Annotated in this window: 19 protein-coding genes; 18 read left to right on the top strand and 1 reads right to left on the bottom strand. The window is 46.6% G+C overall.

Going from position 1 to position 19147, the window contains the following annotated elements; translation table 11 throughout:
• The first annotated feature begins 140 nt into the window (after nucleotides 1–140).
• Both rpoB and rpoC read left to right on the top strand, forming a co-directional pair.
• Complete coding sequence (gene rpoB, locus G470_RS0101720) at nucleotides 141–3737, top strand: DNA-directed RNA polymerase subunit beta (protein WP_028273325.1); 3597 nt, start codon at nucleotides 141–143, stop codon at nucleotides 3735–3737.
• A gap of 115 nt (nucleotides 3738–3852) precedes the next feature.
• On the top strand, nucleotides 3853–7479 hold the full coding sequence (rpoC, locus tag G470_RS0101715; protein ID WP_028273324.1) for a DNA-directed RNA polymerase subunit beta': 3627 nt from the start codon (nucleotides 3853–3855) through the stop codon (nucleotides 7477–7479).
• Nucleotides 7480–7523: 44 nt separating this feature from the next.
• Here the strand turns inward: rpoC and G470_RS12365 are convergent, their stop codons facing one another.
• Nucleotides 7524–8255: a prepilin peptidase gene (locus G470_RS12365; RefSeq protein WP_035444859.1), complete on the bottom strand. Its 732-nt coding sequence runs from the start codon at nucleotides 8253–8255 to the stop codon at nucleotides 7524–7526.
• Between the two features lie 455 nt (nucleotides 8256–8710).
• Between G470_RS12365 and rpsL the strand changes: the two genes are divergently transcribed.
• The 16 genes from rpsL to rplN all read left to right on the top strand — a co-directional run bounded on the left by rpsL (nucleotide 8711) and on the right by rplN (nucleotide 19113).
• A complete protein-coding gene (rpsL, locus tag G470_RS0101705; protein WP_028273323.1) occupies nucleotides 8711–9121 on the top strand; it encodes a 30S ribosomal protein S12 in 411 nt (136 codons plus the stop codon).
• A gap of 54 nt (nucleotides 9122–9175) precedes the next feature.
• Complete coding sequence (gene rpsG / locus G470_RS0101700; protein WP_028273322.1) at nucleotides 9176–9646, top strand: 30S ribosomal protein S7; 471 nt, start codon at nucleotides 9176–9178, stop codon at nucleotides 9644–9646.
• An 83-nt stretch (nucleotides 9647–9729) separates the two neighbouring features.
• A complete protein-coding gene (fusA, locus tag G470_RS0101695; RefSeq protein ID WP_028273321.1) occupies nucleotides 9730–11817 on the top strand; it encodes an elongation factor G in 2088 nt (695 codons plus the stop codon).
• Nucleotides 11818–12013: 196 nt separating this feature from the next.
• The gene (gene tuf, locus G470_RS0101690) at nucleotides 12014–13198 is read left to right on the top strand and encodes an elongation factor Tu (protein WP_028273320.1); all 1185 of its coding nucleotides are present in this window, start codon (nucleotides 12014–12016) and stop codon (nucleotides 13196–13198) included.
• Between the two features lie 353 nt (nucleotides 13199–13551).
• Nucleotides 13552–13860, top strand: a complete 309-nt coding sequence (rpsJ, locus tag G470_RS0101685) for a 30S ribosomal protein S10 (protein ID WP_028273319.1) — start codon at nucleotides 13552–13554, stop codon at nucleotides 13858–13860.
• A 44-nt stretch (nucleotides 13861–13904) separates the two neighbouring features.
• The gene (gene rplC / locus G470_RS0101680; protein WP_028273318.1) at nucleotides 13905–14543 is read left to right on the top strand and encodes a 50S ribosomal protein L3; all 639 of its coding nucleotides are present in this window, start codon (nucleotides 13905–13907) and stop codon (nucleotides 14541–14543) included.
• 24 nt (nucleotides 14544–14567) lie between these two features.
• Nucleotides 14568–15191, top strand: a complete 624-nt coding sequence (rplD, locus tag G470_RS0101675; protein ID WP_028273317.1) for a 50S ribosomal protein L4 — start codon at nucleotides 14568–14570, stop codon at nucleotides 15189–15191.
• On the top strand, nucleotides 15191–15478 hold the full coding sequence (rplW, locus tag G470_RS0101670) for a 50S ribosomal protein L23 (RefSeq protein ID WP_028273316.1): 288 nt from the start codon (nucleotides 15191–15193) through the stop codon (nucleotides 15476–15478). Before rplD ends, rplW begins: the two co-directional genes overlap by 1 nt.
• A 49-nt stretch (nucleotides 15479–15527) precedes the next feature.
• Nucleotides 15528–16361 (top strand): 50S ribosomal protein L2, encoded by an 834-nt coding sequence (gene rplB / locus G470_RS0101665; RefSeq protein WP_028273315.1) that lies wholly within the window; start codon nucleotides 15528–15530, stop codon nucleotides 16359–16361.
• Between the two features lie 89 nt (nucleotides 16362–16450).
• Nucleotides 16451–16732: a 30S ribosomal protein S19 gene (gene rpsS / locus G470_RS0101660; RefSeq protein WP_028273314.1), complete on the top strand. Its 282-nt coding sequence runs from the start codon at nucleotides 16451–16453 to the stop codon at nucleotides 16730–16732.
• A 20-nt stretch (nucleotides 16733–16752) separates the two neighbouring features.
• Nucleotides 16753–17109 carry a 50S ribosomal protein L22 gene (gene rplV, locus G470_RS0101655; protein ID WP_028273313.1) on the top strand — a complete coding sequence of 119 codons (357 nt, stop codon included), beginning with the start codon at nucleotides 16753–16755 and terminating at the stop codon, nucleotides 17107–17109.
• A gap of 3 nt (nucleotides 17110–17112) precedes the next feature.
• Nucleotides 17113–17766, top strand: a complete 654-nt coding sequence (gene rpsC, locus G470_RS0101650; protein ID WP_028273312.1) for a 30S ribosomal protein S3 — start codon at nucleotides 17113–17115, stop codon at nucleotides 17764–17766.
• Between the two features lie 2 nt (nucleotides 17767–17768).
• Nucleotides 17769–18200 carry a 50S ribosomal protein L16 gene (gene rplP, locus G470_RS0101645; protein WP_028273311.1) on the top strand — a complete coding sequence of 144 codons (432 nt, stop codon included), beginning with the start codon at nucleotides 17769–17771 and terminating at the stop codon, nucleotides 18198–18200.
• A complete protein-coding gene (gene rpmC / locus G470_RS0101640) occupies nucleotides 18190–18384 on the top strand; it encodes a 50S ribosomal protein L29 (protein ID WP_028273310.1) in 195 nt (64 codons plus the stop codon). The genes rplP and rpmC overlap by 11 nt, the downstream gene beginning before the upstream one ends.
• Nucleotides 18385–18431: 47 nt before the next feature.
• A complete protein-coding gene (gene rpsQ / locus G470_RS0101635) occupies nucleotides 18432–18698 on the top strand; it encodes a 30S ribosomal protein S17 (RefSeq protein WP_028273309.1) in 267 nt (88 codons plus the stop codon).
• Between the two features lie 46 nt (nucleotides 18699–18744).
• Complete coding sequence (gene rplN / locus G470_RS0101630; protein ID WP_028273308.1) at nucleotides 18745–19113, top strand: 50S ribosomal protein L14; 369 nt, start codon at nucleotides 18745–18747, stop codon at nucleotides 19111–19113.
• Nucleotides 19114–19147: the final 34 nt, after the last annotated feature.

Below are 19147 nucleotides of genomic sequence, written 5' to 3'. Positions count from 1 at the left end.
AAGATAAATTCACATTCTTTTGGTTTTTTTTTGGCCAAAAACCATCGGAAAGTTCATTTGTAACGAAACTTTAATGTTTTGTAACGTAATTGTAACAATCCGCCGGTCTCATGCATGAAAAATATTGAGGGGTGAATAGGTTGGCAGGCCACAATGTGAAATACGGCAAGCACCGTACACGTAGAAGTTATTCGCGTATCAATGAAGTATTGGAACTCCCTAATTTGATTGAGATCCAAACGGACTCATATCAATGGTTCCTTGATGAAGGAATGCGCGAGATGTTTAGAGATATTTCGCCGATTGAAGATTTTTCGGGGAATTTATCTCTTGAATTCACCGATTATCAGTTGCAGGAACCTAAGTATTCAGTCGATGAAGCACGCGCTCACGATGCAAACTACTCTGCACCAATGTATGTGAAGCTGCGTTTGATCAATAAAGAAACTGGAGAAGTCAAAGAACAAGATGTGTTCTTCGGTGACTTCCCATTGATGACCGAGCAAGGAACGTTCATCATCAATGGTGCGGAGCGTGTTATCGTCTCCCAGCTTGTTCGTTCACCTGGTGTGTATTTCAGTCCGAAGGTTGAAAAGAACGGCAGAAAAGGTTTCGGCGCAACCGTCATTCCAAACCGTGGAGCATGGTTGGAATATGAAACAGACACGAAAGGCATCTCCAATGTCCGTATCGACCGTACACGGAAGATTCCGTTGACGGTATTGATCCGTGCATTAGGATTCGAAACAGACAGCGACATACTGGAAATTTTCGGTGAAAACGACAGTCTGCGCTTGACGATTGAAAAAGACGTCCACAAAAATGCCAACGACTCCCGTACGGAAGAAGCGTTGAAAGACATTTATGAGCGTCTTCGTCCAGGAGAACCGAAGACAGCTGACAGCTCACGCAGCTTGTTGACGACACGTTTCTTCGATCCAAAACGTTACGACTTGGCTTATGTCGGACGTTACAAAATAAACAAAAAATTGAATTTGAAAACCCGCCTCTTCAATCAACGTTTGGCGGAAACGCTCGTTGACCCGGAAACCGGCGAAATCATCGCTGAAGAAGGAACGGAATTGGACCGCAGCATGATGGATAAAATTGGTCCGTACTTGGACAATGGGTTGAACAGTGTCACATTGTACCCGACTGAAGATGCGGTTGTTCCTGAACCGGTCACTCTTCAAATTGTCAAAGTCTATTCACCAAACGACCCTGAACGCGTTGTCCACGTTATCGGCAACGGCAATATTGCAGAAGACGTGAAGTACATTCGTCCGGCTGACATGTTGGCGGCTACGAGTTACTTCTTGAACTTGATGGAAGGCATCGGCAACGTAGACGATATCGACCACCTAGGAAACCGCCGGATCCGTTCGGTTGGAGAATTGTTGCAAAACCAATACCGTATCGGTCTTTCCCGTATGGAGCGTGTAGTGCGTGAACGGATGTCCATTCAAGACACATCCACAACCACTCCACAGCAATTGGTAAACATTCGCCCAGTTGTGGCAGCAATCAAAGAATTCTTTGGTTCTTCCCAGCTGTCCCAGTTCATGGACCAAACCAACCCGCTCGGTGAGTTGACGCACAAACGTCGTCTATCCGCATTGGGACCTGGTGGGTTGACGCGTGACCGTGCCGGATATGAAGTCCGAGACGTTCACTACTCCCACTATGGACGTATGTGTCCGATTGAAACACCGGAAGGTCCGAACATCGGATTGATCAACAGTTTGTCTTCTTATGCGAAAATCAACCGCTACGGCTTCATTGAAACACCATACGTGAAAGTGGACCGCGAAAACGGCCGCGTCACAGACGAAATCCACTATCTGACAGCAGATGAAGAGGATCAGTTCGTTGTGGCTCAGGCGAACGCCCCATTGGATGACAACGGCGCATTCGTGTCTGACACCGTATTGGCCCGTTTCAAAGACGAAAACTTGGAAGTCGCTGTCGACCGTGTCGACTACATGGACGTTTCACCAAAACAGGTTGTTTCTGCCGCTACGGCAAGCATCCCGTTCTTGGAAAACGATGACTCCAACCGTGCGTTGATGGGAGCGAACATGCAGCGTCAGGCGGTTCCATTGCTTCAGCCGGAAGCACCGCTTGTCGGAACAGGTATGGAATACCGAAACGCGCACGACTCAGGGGCTGCGGTAATTGCCAAACACGCAGGAACGGTTGAGTATGTTGATGCGAAACAAGTCCGTATCCGTCGCGAAGACGGCTCGTTGGACAAATACCAGATGGCGAAATTCAAACGTTCCAACGCTGGTACGTCTTACAACCAACGCCCGATTGTTAAAGTAGGCGACGTGGTCGAAGCAAGCGATGTCCTCGCAGACGGACCTTCCATGGAACAAGGCGAAATGGCTTTGGGACGCAACCCGCTTGTAGCCTTCACCACATTCGACGGTTACAACTTTGAGGATGCGGTCATCATGAGCGAACGCCTTGTCAAAGACGACGTCTACACGTCCATCCACATTGAAGAATACGAATCCGAAGCCCGCGATACAAAATTGGGGCCGGAAGAAATCACCCGTGAAATTCCAAACGTCGGAGACGACGCTTTGAAAGATTTGGACGAGCGCGGCATCATCCGCATCGGTGCGGAAGTACGCGACGGCGATATCTTGGTTGGAAAAGTCACTCCAAAAGGTGTTTCCGAATTGTCCGCAGAAGAGAAATTGCTGCACGCCATCTTTGGTGAAAAAGCACGTGAAGTCCGCGACACATCCTTGCGCGTTCCTCACGGAGGCGGCGGGATCGTCAGCGACGTGAAAATCTTTACCCGTGAAGCAGGCGACGAATTGTCACCTGGTGTCAACATGCTTGTCCGTGTGTTCATTGCACAAAAACGGAAAATCCAAGTCGGAGACAAGATGGCTGGTCGTCACGGAAACAAAGGTGTTGTTTCCTTGATTCTTCCAGAAGAAGACATGCCGTTCTTGCCGGACGGAACACCGGTTGACATCATGTTGAACCCGCTTGGGGTTCCTTCCCGTATGAACATCGGTCAGGTCATGGAGTTGCACATGGGTATGGCTGCTCGTAAACTCGGCATCCACATCGCCACTCCTGTATTTGATGGGGCGAACGAAGAAGACCTTTGGGAAACCATCAAAGAAGCAGGCATGGACGACGATGCGAAAACCGTATTGTACGATGGCCGTACAGGTGAAGCGTTCGACAACCGTGTGTCTGTAGGAGTCATGTACTTCTTGAAACTGGCGCACATGGTCGACGACAAATTGCACGCACGTTCCACTGGTCCGTACTCTCTGGTCACTCAGCAACCTCTTGGAGGGAAAGCGCAGTTCGGTGGTCAGCGGTTCGGAGAGATGGAGGTATGGGCACTTGAGGCATACGGTGCGTCCTATACTCTCCAAGAAATCTTGACGTACAAATCAGACGACGTGGTCGGACGTGTCAACACGTACGAAGCCATCGTCAAAGGCGAACGCATCCCATCACCGGGTGTGCCGGAGTCCTTCCGCGTATTGGTGAAAGAGTTGCAGTCACTCGGGCTTGACTTGAAAGTCTTGGATGCTGAAAACGAACCAATCGATTTGGAAGACAATAATGAAGACGACGATTTTGTCCAAGTCGACTCTTTAAGCAAGATGCAGGAAGAGCAAGACAAGAAACGGGCAGAAGAAGCCGAACGTCAAAAACAAGAACAAGAAGCAAAAGAAACAGCAGAAGCAGAAACTGAGTAACACGAATGAAACAATGAACGAACAAACGAACGGCGAGGCAGTCCAACCTGGATTGTCTCGGCCGTATCGCTTTGAGCAATAGGGCAGCTCAACAATACAAAGGGAGGTCGGCCCCTTGATAGATGTCAATAAATTTGAAAGTATCCAAATCGGATTAGCATCTCCTGATAAAATTCGTAGTTGGTCTTACGGAGAAGTCAAAAAGCCGGAAACGATCAACTACCGGACGTTGAAACCGGAACGCGACGGTTTGTTCTGTGAGCGGATTTTCGGTCCAACAAAAGACTGGGAATGTGCGTGCGGAAAATACAAACGAATCCACTACAAAGGCATCGTTTGTGACCGTTGTGGAGTAGAAGTCACTCGTTCCAAAGTACGCAGAGAGCGCATGGGCCACATCGAATTGGCAGCGCCGGTTACACACATCTGGTACTTCAAAGGAATTCCGAGCCGCATGGGTCTTGTGTTGGACATGAGCCCGCGGGCGTTGGAAGAGATCATTTACTTCGCTTCCTACGTGGTCATCGAACCAGGAAACACTCCTCTTGAGAAAAAACAATTGCTGACTGAACGGGAATACCGTGAACGACGCGCCCAATACGGAAAAGAATTCCGCGCAGAAATCGGAGCGGAAGCTGTACGGGCTTTGTTGGAAGATGTCAAAGTCGATGAAGAGATTGCCGAATTGCGTGAAATTTTGCAGTCCGCTACCGGACAAAAACGTACCCGTGCCATCCGCCGTTTGGACGTTATGGAAGCTTTCCATACATCCCAAAACGATCCGTCTTGGATGGTGATGGATGTCATTCCGGTCATTCCGCCTGAATTGCGTCCGATGGTCCAATTGGAAGGTGGACGTTTCGCGACAAGTGACTTGAACGACTTGTACCGTCGCGTCATCAACCGTAACAACCGATTGAAACGTTTGTTGGACTTGAACGCGCCGAACATCATCGTACAAAACGAAAAACGGATGCTCCAAGAAGCGGTAGACGCTTTGATCGACAACGGCCGTCGCGGTCGTCCGGTCACTGGACCAGGAAACCGTCCGTTGAAGTCTCTTTCCCACATGTTGAAAGGGAAACAAGGACGTTTCCGTCAGAACTTGCTCGGGAAACGTGTCGACTACTCTGGCCGTTCCGTAATCGTTGTTGGACCATCTTTGAAGATGTACCAATGTGGTCTTCCAAAAGATATGGCCATCGAATTGTTCAAACCATTCGTCATGAAAGAATTGGTTGAACGAGGCATCGCCACCAACATCAAAAACGCCAAACGTCAAATCGAACGTCAAGAATCTGAAATCTGGGGCGTGTTGGAAGAAGTCATCAGAGAACACCCAGTTCTCTTGAACCGGGCACCAACATTGCACCGTTTGGGTATCCAAGCGTTTGAACCGGTATTGGTTGAAGGAAAAGCCATCCGCTTGCACCCTCTTGTCTGTGAAGCGTATAACGCGGACTTTGACGGGGACCAAATGGCTGTCCACGTACCGTTGAGTGACGAAGCACAGGCAGAAGCGCGTATCTTGATGCTGGGTGCACAGAACATCTTGAACCCGAAAGACGGGAAACCAGTCGTTACTCCTTCTCAAGACATGGTCTTGGGTAACTACTACCTGACAATGGAAGAAGAAGGAAAAGTCGGAGAAGGATCGATCTTCACCAGTGTGAACGAAGCGTTGATCGCTTACCAAAACGGAAACGTTCATTTGCACACTCGTGTGGCCATCCGTGCAGCTGACTTGCCGGACAAACCATTCACTGAGTGGCAGCAGGACAAATACTTGATCACAACTGTCGGAAAATTGATTTTTAACGAAATCATGCCGAAAGAGTTCCCGTATTTGAACGAACCAACCCAAAGCAATTTGGAAAAACAAACACCGGATAAATATTTTGTCCCTTACGGCACAGACATTCCAGCTCACATCAAAGAGATGGAGTTGGTCAAACCGTTCAAGAAGAAAAACTTGGGGAACATCATCGCAGAAGTCTTCAAACGATTCAAAGTGACGGAAACGTCCAAAATGTTGGACCGCATGAAAGATTTGGGTTACAGATACTCCACTAAATCCGGTATCACCATCGGGATTGCGGATATCTCTGCGTTGGAAGATAAAGAAGAGATTCTTGAAAAAGCCCACAAACAAGTGGACCGCGTCAACAAACAGTTCCGCAGAGGGTTGATTACCGATGAAGAACGCTACGAAGCGGTCATCAACGTCTGGAACGGCGCGAAAGATGAAATCCAATTGCGTTTGATGCACAGCTTGGACGACCGAAACAACATCTTCATGATGAGTGACTCCGGAGCACGTGGTAACATCTCCAACTTTACCCAGCTTGCTGGTATGCGTGGATTGATGGCTGCTCCGAACGGTCAGATCATGGAATTGCCGATCACATCCAACTTCCGTGAAGGGTTGTCGGTATTGGAAATGTTTATCTCTACTCACGGTGCCCGTAAAGGGATGACGGATACAGCCTTGAAGACAGCCGACTCCGGGTACTTGACCCGTCGTTTGGTTGACGTGGCACAAGACGTCATCATCCGTGAAGAAGACTGTGGAACCAAACGTGGTTTGCTCGTTACGGCGATTCGTGAAGGCAACGAAGAAATCGAACCGTTGGAAGACCGGATCATCGGCCGTTACGCTCGTAAGAGAGTCGTGCATCCGGAAACCGGCGAAGTATTGGTTGCAGAAAACGAATTGATCACAGAAGACCTTGCACGCCAAATCATCAGCTTAGGCATTGAAGAAGTAACTATCCGTTCCGTCTTCAACTGCAATACGCGTCACGGTGTCTGCAAGAAATGTTATGGACGCAACTTGGCAACTGGCCGCGAAGTCGAAGTTGGGGAAGCGGTGGGAACCATCGCTGCTCAATCCATCGGTGAGCCAGGAACTCAGTTGACCATGCGTACGTTCCACACAGGTGGGGTTGCCGGAGACGACATCACTCAAGGTTTGCCGCGTGTTCAAGAGATTTTCGAAGCACGTCATCCAAAAGGACAAGCCGTCATTACGGAAGTTACCGGTGAAGTCGTGTCCATCGAAGAAAAACCTGCCGAACGCACCAAAGAAATCACCATCAAAGGAGCAACGGATACCCGTTCTTACACAGTAGGGGCCAACGCTCGTTTGAAAGTGAAAGAAGGAAGCTTCGTTTACCGCGGAGATGCGTTAATGGAAGGTTCTGTGGATCCGAAACACTTGTTGCAAGTCAGCGATGTCTTGAAACTGCAAAACTACTTGCTTCGCGAAGTGCAATACGCATACCGAAGCCAATGGGTTGAAATCGGGGACAAACACGTCGAAGTAATGGTCCGCCAAATGATGCGGAAAGTTCGTGTAATGGACCCAGGTGAAACCAACGTGTTGCCAGGTGCATTGATTGACATTCATGAATTCCATGACACAAACGAAGAAGTACTGAAAAAAGGCGGCTTGCCGGCAACTGCTCGTCCAGTCTTGCTCGGTATCACAAAAGCTGCTCTTGAAACAAGAAGTTTCTTGTCAGCTGCTTCGTTCCAAGAAACGACTCGTGTCTTGACAGATGCAGCATTGCGCGGCAAAAACGACCCGCTTATCGGGTTGAAAGAAAACGTCATTATCGGAAAAGCTATCCCTGCTGGTACTGGAATGAACAGATACCGCAAGATGGAACCGAAAGAAGTTGGCGTTGTCAGCGAAAATGTCTACAGCATCAGCGACGAACTCGAAGGAAACGAAGAGTAAGTCAATCAAAAACAGCGGAGGCGCAAAATGCCTCCGCTGTTTTTCTATTTTAAAAGAACCGACTCTAGAGCCACGGTCAAAAAACTTCCCAGGATAAGAAACGGACCGAAAGGGAGAGGGGTGGTGCGTGCAGCGGTGCGGCGGTGCCGCAAACTGAATGCCAAGCCGGAAAGAGATGCTAGAAAGATCACGAACAGTGTTGCTTGGTATCCGAGCAGCACTCCCAGCACACCGCACAGCTTTACATCTCCTCCGCCCAGCCCTTCCGGATGCAGGAGGTACAGAATATAAAGGAGAACAAAGACGCCGGCTCCGCTTGATAAGGAAGAAAAAAACAACGACCGGTTTGAATGAAACTGAAACAGCAGCACCGACAAGAAAAATCCCCGCATGATGGAGTTGGGAAGCAAAAAACTAGTGACATCTGACGCCGTCAAAACAATGCCGAACCCCCAAATCAAAAACAATGCGAGGCTGGTGTCGGGGTCCGTTGCAAAAGAAACAATTATGAAGCAGAAAGACAAGCCGCCTGAAAGTTCCAGGACAAAATATAAAGAAGGCAGAGAAATGCCGCATTGCCGGCAGCGGCCTTTTTGCCACAAGAATGAAAGAATGGGAAACAGCTCCGTTGCGTTTAACCGATGACCGCAAGCTTCGCAGTGGGAAGGCGGGAAGACGATGGATTCTCCGCGCGGCACTCGCATGCCGACAAGAATCAAAAATGACGCCAGGCAACTCCCGAAATAGAAAACCAAAACAAACAAAATCCAGTCCAATGAACAACACCACCATTCAAAAAAATATTCTCATTCATTAAGATGCGCAAAAAAGACAAAATCCCACGAAACTTGCAGAAGAAAATGGGCTTTAAATTTAAAAAAGATTTCAAAAAACACTTGATATTGACCTGCTATGTGATTTATACTCCATGTGGTCTTCATTTTTGGAGGCAGCCGCTCGTTACATGTGAATCCGTAATCGTTTTTTTTTGCAACAAGAAATGAAATAATTTATACTAAGCCTTGTTGACAGGACGTGGGGTTCATGATATTATGCTAAAGGTGCTTTTGTGTTCAGATTCCTGTGTTAACAGTCATGCTGACTGTAGCGCAAAGGCCATTAAACTCTACCTTTCAGTCGCTTTTATAGCGGCAAATAATTTTTTGCCAAATAAGAATCGCCTGGATGTGTGGACTTAGAAAAACAATGTCAAGGGAGGAGGAAACAACACATGCCAACAATTAACCAATTGGTTCGTAAACCTCGTAAAACTAAAAGTGGAAAATCTGAGTCTCCAGCTTTGAGCAAGATGTACAACACTCAACGCAGCAGAATGACTACTGTGTACTCTCCGCAAAAACGCGGTGTTTGTACTCGTGTAGGTACAATGACTCCTAAAAAACCTAACTCAGCTTTGCGTAAATATGCGCGTGTTCGTTTGTCCAACATGATCGAAGTGACAGCGTACATCCCAGGTGAAGGCCACAACTTGCAAGAACACAGCGTTGTCTTGCTTCGCGGTGGACGTGTAAAAGACTTGCCGGGTGTTCGTTACCACATCGTTCGTGGTGCTTTGGATACTGCTGGAGTTACTGACCGTAAACAAGGTCGTTCTAAATACGGAACTAAAAAACCTAAATAAACCATCTTCCTCAGTGAAGAGAATCCAATACATTATTTGAAAGGGGGACTTTAGATGCCACGTAAAGGTCCTGTCGCAAAACGCGACGTGCTGCCAGATCCAATTTACAACTCTAAATTGGTCACTCGTTTGATCAACCGCATCATGGTTGACGGTAAACGTGGAAAAGCAGCTACGATTTTATACACTGCACTAGATACAGTCAAAGAACAAACAGGAAACGACCCTATGGAAGTTTTCGAGCAAGCTATGAAAAACATCATGCCGGTTTTGGAAGTAAAAGCCCGCCGTGTTGGTGGTTCGAACTACCAAGTACCAGTTGAAGTTCGTCCTGACCGTCGTACAGCTCTTGCTCTTCGTTGGTTGGTAAGCTACGCGCGTCTTCGCGGAGAAGCTACCATGGAACAACGTCTTGCAAACGAAATTATGGATGCTGCCAACAACACAGGCGCAGCCGTAAGAAAACGGGAAGAAGTACACCGTATGGCAGAAGCCAACCGTGCCTTCGCACACTACCGTTGGTAAGATACATCTCCCAGTCAACAAATGCCGGATAGGCGTTTGTTGACTGGGAGATGGACAGAAAAAGAGAGGGGTAAACAGACCAGATGGCCAAAAGAGAATTTCCTCTAGAAAGAACACGTAATATCGGAATCATGGCGCACATCGATGCTGGTAAAACCACAACGACTGAGCGTATCCTTTATTACACAGGCCGTATCCATAAAATTGGCGAAACTCACGAGGGTGGCGCTCAAATGGACTGGATGGAGCAGGAACAAGAACGTGGAATCACGATCACTTCTGCTGCGACAACGGCATCTTGGAACGACCACCGTATAAACATCATCGATACACCTGGACACGTAGACTTCACAGTTGAAGTAGAACGTTCCCTGCGTGTATTGGATGGTGCTATAACTGTATTGGACGCCCAATCAGGGGTTGAGCCACAAACAGAAACAGTATGGCGTCAAGCGACGACTTACGGTGTTCCACGTATCGTATTCGTAAACAAAATGGACAAATTGGGTGCGGACTTCTTGTACTCCAGCGGTACATTGAAAAACCGTCTACAAGCAAACGCTCATCCAGTTCAATTGCCGATTGGTGCAGAAGATGACTTCTCCGGAATCATCGACTTGGTTACCATGAAAGCTTACCATTACGGAGACGACTTGGGCACAGACGTCCAAGAAATCGAAATTCCTGAAGATTACAAAGAGACAGCTGAAGAGTGGCACACCAACTTGGTGGAAGCTGTGGCTGAGCTCGACGAAGACTTGATGATGCAATACCTAGAAGGAGAAGAAATTACTGTAGAGCAGCTGAAAGCAGCTATCCGTAAAGGTACAGTAAACGTAGAATTCTTCCCAGTCTTCTGTGGTTCTGCCTTCAAGAACAAAGGTGTTCAATTGCTGCTTGACGCAGTTATTGATTACTTGCCGTCTCCGTTGGACGTTCCTGCTATCGAAGGACACAGCGTAGACAACCCAGAAGAAATCATCGAGCACCATGCAGATGACAGCGAGCCGTTTGCTGCATTGGCATTTAAAGTTATGACTGACCCTTACGTTGGTCGTTTGACATTCTTCCGCGTATACTCCGGAACACTTCAGTCCGGTTCTTACGTATTGAACGCTTCAAAAGGCAAACGTGAACGTGTCGGACGTCTCTTGCAGATGCACGCGAACTCTCGTAGCGAGATTCCTGAAGTATTCTCTGGAGACATCGCTGCTGCAGTTGGTTTGAAAGACACTGGTACAGGTGACACACTCAGCGATCCAGATAACCCAGTTATTTTGGAATCCATGGAGTTCCCAGAACCTGTTATCCAAGTTGCGATTGAGCCAAAATCCAAAGCAGACCAAGACAAAATGGGTATTGCTTTGCAAAAACTTTCTGAAGAAGACCCGACTTTCCGTGCAGAAACTGACCACGAAACTGGCGAAACAATCATCGCTGGTATGGGTGAGTTGCACTTGGACATCATCGTTGACCGTTTGAAACGTGAGTTCAAAGTGGAAGCGAGCGTAGGTGCTCCTCAAGTATCCTACCGTGAAACCTTCACAAAAGCTGTTCAGGCTGAAGGTAAATTTGTTCGTCAGTCTGGTGGTAAAGGACAATACGGACACGTTTGGGTGGAATTCACTCCAAACGAAGAAGGTGCCGGATTCGAATTTGAAGACGCAATCGTCGGTGGGGTTGTTCCTCGTGAATACATCCCAGCTGTTGCAGCAGGTCTTGAAGCTGCGTTGGAAAACGGAGTATTGGCCGGCTACCCAGTAGTAGACGTTAAAGCGAAACTTTACGATGGTTCTTACCATGATGTCGACTCAAGTGAGACAGCATTTAAAGTGGCTGCATCTCTTGCTGTAAGAGAAGCTGCTAAAAAAGCTAACCCAGTTATCTTGGAGCCGGTTATGGCTGTAGAGGTTACAATTCCAGAAGAATACCTCGGAGATATCATGGGCCACATCTCTGCTCGTCGCGGAAGTATCGAAGGAACAGAAGTCCGTGGAAACACGAACATTGTTAAAGGATTTGTTCCGTTGTCTGAAATGTTCGGTTACGCAACAACATTGCGTTCCGCTACACAAGGACGCGGTACCTTCACAATGACCTTCGACCACTACGAACCAGTACCGAAGAGCATCGGTGAAGAAATCATCAAACGTCGTAGCGGAGAAGCTTAATTACCGAACGAAGCCGGAAGTGAAGGGGCGGCGGATACAGCTACCTCCTTCACGGAAGGATTTTAAGTTAATGGTGAGACTTTGATGTAAACATTGATTTTCTTTTAGAGAATCGGTATAATTTCATCATATGATAGGGATAGAATGTTTATTTCTATTAAAAATTTAACTCAAATATGAGGAGGAAACATTTAAAATGGGTAAAGAAAAATTTGACCGTTCCAAACCACACGTTAACATTGGTACTTTGGGACACGTTGACCATGGTAAAACAACATTGACAGCTGCAATCACTCACGTGTTGTCTAAAAAAGGCTTGGCAGAAGACCGCGGATACGACAGCATCGACGGAGCTCCTGAAGAGCGCGAACGTGGAATCACTATCTCCACTTCTCACGTAGAGTACGAAACAGAAAACCGTCACTACGCACACGTTGACTGCCCAGGACACGCGGACTACATTAAAAACATGATCACTGGTGCTGCTCAAATGGACGGAGCTATCTTGGTAGTTTCTGCTGCTGACGGCCCAATGCCACAAACTCGTGAGCACATCTTGCTTTCTCGTCAGGTTGGAGTTCCAGCTTTCGTAGTCTTCTTGAACAAAGTTGACATGGTTGACGACGAAGAATTGCTTGAATTGGTTGAATTGGAAGTTCGTGACTTGTTGACAGAATACGAATTCCCAGGAGACGACGTTCCTGTAATCGCTGGTTCCGCTTTGAAAGCTTTGGAAGGCGACGCAGAACACGAAGCTAAAATCGAAGAATTGATGGCAGCTGTAGACGAGTACATCCCAACTCCACAACGTGACACTGACAAACCATTCATGATGCCAGTTGAGGACGTATTCTCTATCACTGGTCGTGGTACTGTTGCTACAGGCCGTGTTGAAGCTGGACAAGTTAAAGTCGGTGACGAAGTTGAAGTTATCGGTTTGAAAGACACTGTTAAAACTACTGTTACAGGTGTTGAGATGTTCCGTAAATTGTTGGACTACGCTGAAGCGGGAGACAACATCGGTGCATTGCTACGTGGTATGTCCCGTGACGATGTAGAACGTGGTCAAGTTTTGGCTCAACCAGGTTCAATCACACCTCACACTAAATTCGAAGCAGAAGTTTATATCTTGACTAAAGAAGAGGGTGGGCGTCACACTCCATTCTTCTCTAACTACCGTCCTCAGTTCTACTTCCGTACAACTGACGTAACTGGTGTAATTGACTTGCCAGAAGGAACTGAAATGGTCATGCCTGGTGACAACGTTGCTATGACTGTTGAATTGATCGCTCCAATCGCTATTGACGAAGGAACTAAATTCACTATCCGTGAAGGCGGACGTACAGTCGGCGCTGGTGTTGTATCTAAAGTCGTTCAATAATTCGCTTTTTCAAGTGAGTTAAACTGATAACAAACTGTCCGGAAGTACCCTTTCCGGACAGTTTTCTTTTTGTGTTGGATGCCAGCAGAAAAAAAGATATTCATTTCATTTTTTAAAAAATAACGATAAAACACTTGAAATTCGAAGGCAGTATCTATATACTAGTTAAGGTGTTGAATTCTGAGAGGATTTTCCTACGATGAAAGAACGCAACACAGGCAGGGTCACCTCAATGACCATGGCGATGAAGCGAGAGGTTGCGACACACCCGGACGCTTTGCCACGGACGATGTGTTGGAAATTTTCGTGGAGCAATTGTCTCATTTCTTAAAATAGGCGAAGGAGGGAATAAAATGGCAAAACAGAAAATTCGTATTCGTTTGAAAGCATATGAACATCGTGTGTTGGATCAATCGGCTGAAAAAATCGTGGAAACTGCAAAAAGAACTGGTGCAACTGTATCCGGTCCGATTCCATTGCCGACAGAACGCTCTTTGTTCACTGTTATCCGTTCACCGCACAAACACAAAGACTCGCGTGAACAATTCGAAATGCGTACACACAAACGTTTGGTAGACATTGTCAACCCGACACCAAAAACTGTCGACGCGTTGACTAAGCTTGACTTGCCAAGCGGTGTAGACATCGAAATCAAACTTTAATCAAAACTAACATATAAACATACAAACATAATGGAGGTGTAACCATGACCAAAGGAATCTTAGGAAGAAAAGTGGGAATGACTCAAGTCTTCAGCGAAAACGGCGAATTGATTCCAGTAACTGTTATTGAAGCAGAACCAAACGTTGTGCTTCAGTTGAAAACAATGGAAAACGATGGCTACGAAGCTGTTCAACTTGGTTTCCAAGACAAACGCGACATTTTGTCTAACCAACCCGCTAAAGGTCATGCAAAAAAAGCAGGAACAACTCCTAAGCGCTTCATTCGAGAAATCAACGATGTAGAGCTGGGAGATTACGAAGTAGGACAAGAGATCAAAGTAGACTTGTTCGAAGCTGGAGACATCGTTGATGTCACTGGTACATCTAAAGGACACGGTTTCCAAGGCGTTATCAAACGTCACGGACAAGGCCGCGGACCAGAAACTCACGGTTCTCGTTACCACCGTCGTCCAGGATCCATGGGTGGAGCATCTGATCCATCTCGTGTATTTAAAGGTAAAAAATTGGCTGGACGTATGGGTAACGACCGCGTGACAATTCAAAACCTTGAAGTTGTTCGCGTAGATGTGGAACGCAATGTCATCCTCATCAAAGGAAACGTACCTGGTGCGAAAAAATCCTTTGTTGAAATCAAATCTGCAGTGAAATCTGCTAACAAGTAATCGTAAGAAAGGAGGAGCAATAGAATGCCAAACGTAACTTTGTTTAAACAAGACGGTACTCAAAATGGTGAAGTCACATTGAACGACTCCATTTTCGGTATCGAACCGAATGAAAGTGTTGTGTTTGACGCAATCACAATGCAGCAAGCATCCTTGAGACAAGGAACTCACGCCGTAAAAAACCGCAGCGCTGTACGCGGAGGCGGACGCAAACCATGGCGTCAAAAAGGAACAGGACGTGCGCGTCAAGGATCCATCCGTTCACCACAATGGCGTGGAGGCGGTGTGGTATTTGGCCCAACACCTCGTTCTTACAGCTACAAATTGCCTAAGAAAGTTCGTCGTCTGGCAATTAAATCTGTCCTTTCCGCTAAAGTGGCAAGCGAAGATTTGATCGTAGTAGACGCATTGAACTTTGACCAACCAAAAACAAAAGAATTCAGACAAGTTCTTCAAAATCTGAACGTGGCTAAAAAAGCATTGGTTGTCGTTGAAAACGAAAACCAATTCGCAGCATTGTCCGCACGTAACCTTCCAGGGGTGAAAGTAGTCGCTCCTAATAACGTTAACGTGTTGGATGTAGTTGCTCACGAGAAATTGATTTTGACGCAATCTGCTCTGACCCAGGTAGAGGAGGCTCTTCAATAATGGATGCACGAGACGTTATCAAGCGCCCGATCATCACAGAAGCTTCCATGTATGCCATGGACGATAAGAAATATACTTTCGAAGTGGACGTGCGCGCTAACAAAACGCAAGTAAAACAAGCAGTTGAGTCTATATTCGACGTAAAAGTCGACAAAGTTAACATCATGAATACTCCTCGCAAATTGAAACGCATGGGAAGATACCAAGGCTATACGAAAAAACGTCGTAAAGCTATCGTGAAGTTGACACAAGATTCAAACGAAATTCAACTATTCGAAAACGAATAAGTAACTTCAGATCTCGGATCTGAAATCACTATACAAGGAGGGAACAGACGTGGCGATTAAAACATACAAACCAACCACTAACGGACGCCGTAACATGACTGGTTCTGATTTCTCTGAAATCACTACTACAACTCCTGAAAAGTCTTTGTTGCAGCCAAAACGTAGAGGTTCCGGCCGTAACAACACAGGCCGTATCACTGTCCGTCACCAAGGCGGAGGCCACAAACGTCAGTATCGCGTCATTGACTTCAAACGTAACAAAGACGGCGTACGAGGCGTTATCAAAACGATCGAATACGATCCAAACCGCTCAGCGAACATCAGCTTGGTTCACTATGAAGATGGTGTGAAAAGCTACATTCTTGCTCCTAAAGGAATCCAAGTTGGACAAGAAATCATGTCTGGGGAAGACGCTGACATCAAAGTCGGTAACGCACTTCCACTAGCAAACATTCCAGTGGGTACAGTAGTCCACAACATTGAGATGAAACCTGGTAAAGGCGGACAATTGGTTCGTTCCGCAGGTACATCTGCTCAAGTTCTAGCGAAAGAAGGAAAATACGTTCTTATTCGTCTAGCATCTGGGGAAGACCGTTTGATCTTGGCTACTTGCCGTGCGACAGTCGGTTCTGTTGGTAACGAACAACACGAATTGATCAACGTCGGTAAAGCAGGCCGCAGCCGTTGGAAAGGTAAACGTCCAGCTGTACGTGGTTCCGTAATGAACCCGAACGATCACCCACACGGTGGTGGTGAAGGACGCGCTCCAATCGGTCGTCCAAGCCCAGTTACACCTTGGGGCAAACCGACACTTGGCTTGAAGACACGCAACAAGAAAAAAGCTTCAAACAAGATGATCGTACGCCGCCGCAAGAAAAAATAATCGCCAGCTGGCATAATGAGCCAGCTGAGCTTTCTCTTAAAACATTTTTCGATATAGGCATCGCCTAAATTTTGGAAGGAGGTTTATCCATGGGCCGTAGCTTGAAAAAAGGACCTTTCGTCGATGAACACCTAATGAAAAAAGTACAAGCAATGGAAGAAAGTGACAAAAAGACTGTCATCAAAACATGGTCTCGTCGTTCCACAATCTTCCCTAACTTTGTAGGACACACCATTGCAGTATACGATGGACGTAGACACGTTCCAGTATTCGTGCAAGAAGACATGGTAGGACACAAGCTTGGTGAATTCGTACCAACAAGAACTTACCGAGGACATTCTAAGGACGATAGAAGAACAGCTAAACGCTGATTTGAGGGGAGGATACACTCATGGCAGAACAAATTACAGCAGCAAAAGCAACTGCTAAAATGGTTCGCGTCGCTCCACGCAAAGCTCGCTTGGTCATTGACTTGATCAGAGGAAAAAGCGTAGGCGAAGCTATTTCCATTTTGCGTTTTTCAACACAAGGCGCTTCTGAGCCGATTGAAAAAGTGCTTATGTCAGCTATCGCAAATGCTGAACACAATTACGATATGGACGTAGAAGACTTGGTAGTAAGCGAAGCTTTTGTCGATGAAGGACCTACCTTGAAACGGTTTCGTCCACGCGCAAAAGGCGCAGCTTCACCAATCAACAAACGCACAAGCCACATCACAGTAGTGGTATCTGAGAAGAAGGAGGGGTAATCTGTGGGACAAAAAGTAAATCCTCATGGTATGCGTGTCGGCGTCATCCACGACTGGGACGCTAAATGGTACGCTGAAAAAGATTTTGCTGAAAACTTACACGAAGACTTGGCAGTTCGTAACTATATCGATGAGAAATTGAAAGAAGCTTCTGTTTCTCGCGTGGAAATCGAACGTGCAGCTAACCGCATCAACGTTTCTATCCATACAGCTAAACCAGGTATGGTCATTGGTAAAGGCGGTTCTGAAGTAGACGCATTGCGTCGTCAATTGAACAACTTGACAGGCAAACGTGTTCACGTGAACATCGTTGAAATCAAAAGACCTGACATGGATGCTACTTTGGTAGCTCGCAGCATTGCGGAGCAGTTGGAAAACCGCGTATCTTTCCGTCGTGCACAAAAACAAGCTATCCAACGTGCTATGCGTTCAGGCGCTAAAGGTATCCGTACACAGGTTTCCGGTCGTTTGAACGGAGCAGACATCGCTCGTAGCGAAAGCTTCGCAGAAGGAACTGTTCCATTGCACACATTGCGTGCAGACATCGACTTTGCAAACGAAGAAGCAGACACCACTTACGGAAAAATCGGTGTCAAAGTTTGGATCTACAAAGGCGAAGTATTGCCTGGAAGAAATGATGAGAAAGGAGGGAAATAAACATGTTAGTACCTAAACGTGTAAAATTCCGTCGTGAGTTCCGTGGAAAAATGAGAGGCGAAGCGAAAGGCGGAAAAGAACTAGCTTACGGTCAATATGGTTTGCAAGCTGTTGAATCCCACTGGGTGACCAACCGTCAAATCGAATCAGCCCGTATCGCAATGAACCGTTATATGAAACGTGGCGGGAAAGTATGGATCAAAATTTTCCCTCACAAATCGGTGACAGCCAAAGCAATCGGTGTCCGTATGGGTTCCGGGAAAGGGTCACCTGAAGGATGGGTATCCCCAGTCAAACGTGGTAAAATCATGTTTGAAGTTGGCGGCGTCCCAGAAGAAGTTGCCCGTGAAGCATTGCGTTTGGCTTCCCACAAGCTGCCTATGAAAACGAAGGTAGTAAAACGCGAAGAAAGTGGTGAATCGAATGAAGGCTAAAGAATTACAAGGCTTATCCACTGCTGAGATGATCGAAAAAGAAACTGAATACAAAGAAGAGTTATTCAATCTCCGTTTTCAATTAGCAACTGGACAGTTGGAAAATACAGCACGTATCAAAGAAGTCCGCAAATCGATTGCACGTATTAAAACTGCTCTTCGTCAAGCAGAATTGCAAAACTAATTCTCTGACGACCAGTAAGCAGCTGCAAAAAGGAGGATGGAACCTTAATGAGCGCAGAACGTAACGAACGTAAAGTTTACCAAGGGCGCGTTGTTTCCGACAAAATGGACAAAACCATCGTCGTAGAAATCGCAACTCAAAAACGTCACCCGAAATACGGTAAACGACTAAAATATTCTAAAAAATTCAAAGCACACGATGAAAACAACACTGCTAAAACAGGCGATATCGTAAGAATTATGGAGACTCGTCCATTGTCTAAAGATAAACGTTTTCGTCTGCTTGAAATTGTTGAAGAAGCCATTGTCCTCTAAGGATTACTTCTTCAATTGATTTTGAGTTCGAAAGGAGGACACTAAAGTGATTCAAGTAGAAAGCCGCATGAAAGTTGCAGATAACTCCGGTGCACGTGAAGTGCTCGTAGTGAAAGTGTTAGGCGGATCTGGTCGTAAGTATGCAAGCATTGGTGATGAAGTAATCGTTACTGTCAAGCAAGCAACACCAGGAGGCGTTGTCAAAAAAGGTGACGTTGTCCGTGCCGTAATCGTCCGTACAAAATCTGACACACGCCGTGCAGATGGTTCTTATATCAATTTTGATGAAAATGCATGTGTCATTATTCGTGACGACAAGGCTCCTCGTGGAACACGTATCTTCGGACCGGTTGCCCGTGAATTACGCGACAATGACTTCATGAGAATCATTTCTCTAGCTCCAGAAGTTTTATAATTCCTTACCCGTAACCAAGGAGGTGCGAACAAAC

This window comes from Atopococcus tabaci DSM 17538 (assembly GCF_000429585.1).
GTDB classification, from domain to species: domain Bacteria; phylum Bacillota; class Bacilli; order Lactobacillales; family Carnobacteriaceae_A; genus Atopococcus; species Atopococcus tabaci.
This window is presented reverse-complemented; position numbering and strand designations above follow the sequence as displayed.

Excerpts from the sequence above, each read along its gene's own strand:
- rpsJ (WP_028273319.1), top strand. The coding sequence starts at position 13,552 with ATGGCAAAACAGAAAATTCGTATTCGTTTGAAAGCATATGAACATCGT.
- rpsS (WP_028273314.1), top strand. The coding sequence starts at position 16,451 with ATGGGCCGTAGCTTGAAAAAAGGACCTTTCGTCGATGAACACCTAATG.
- rpsG (WP_028273322.1), top strand. The coding sequence starts at position 9,176 with ATGCCACGTAAAGGTCCTGTCGCAAAACGCGACGTGCTGCCAGATCCA.
- rplC (WP_028273318.1), top strand. The coding sequence starts at position 13,905 with ATGACCAAAGGAATCTTAGGAAGAAAAGTGGGAATGACTCAAGTCTTC.
- rplP (WP_028273311.1), top strand. The coding sequence starts at position 17,769 with ATGTTAGTACCTAAACGTGTAAAATTCCGTCGTGAGTTCCGTGGAAAA.
- rpmC (WP_028273310.1), top strand. The coding sequence starts at position 18,190 with ATGAAGGCTAAAGAATTACAAGGCTTATCCACTGCTGAGATGATCGAA.
- rpsL (WP_028273323.1), top strand. The coding sequence starts at position 8,711 with ATGCCAACAATTAACCAATTGGTTCGTAAACCTCGTAAAACTAAAAGT.
- fusA (WP_028273321.1), top strand. The coding sequence starts at position 9,730 with ATGGCCAAAAGAGAATTTCCTCTAGAAAGAACACGTAATATCGGAATC.
- rpsQ (WP_028273309.1), top strand. The coding sequence starts at position 18,432 with ATGAGCGCAGAACGTAACGAACGTAAAGTTTACCAAGGGCGCGTTGTT.
- tuf (WP_028273320.1), top strand. The coding sequence starts at position 12,014 with ATGGGTAAAGAAAAATTTGACCGTTCCAAACCACACGTTAACATTGGT.
- rplW (WP_028273316.1), top strand. The coding sequence starts at position 15,191 with ATGGATGCACGAGACGTTATCAAGCGCCCGATCATCACAGAAGCTTCC.
- rplV (WP_028273313.1), top strand. The coding sequence starts at position 16,753 with ATGGCAGAACAAATTACAGCAGCAAAAGCAACTGCTAAAATGGTTCGC.
- rplD (WP_028273317.1), top strand. The coding sequence starts at position 14,568 with ATGCCAAACGTAACTTTGTTTAAACAAGACGGTACTCAAAATGGTGAA.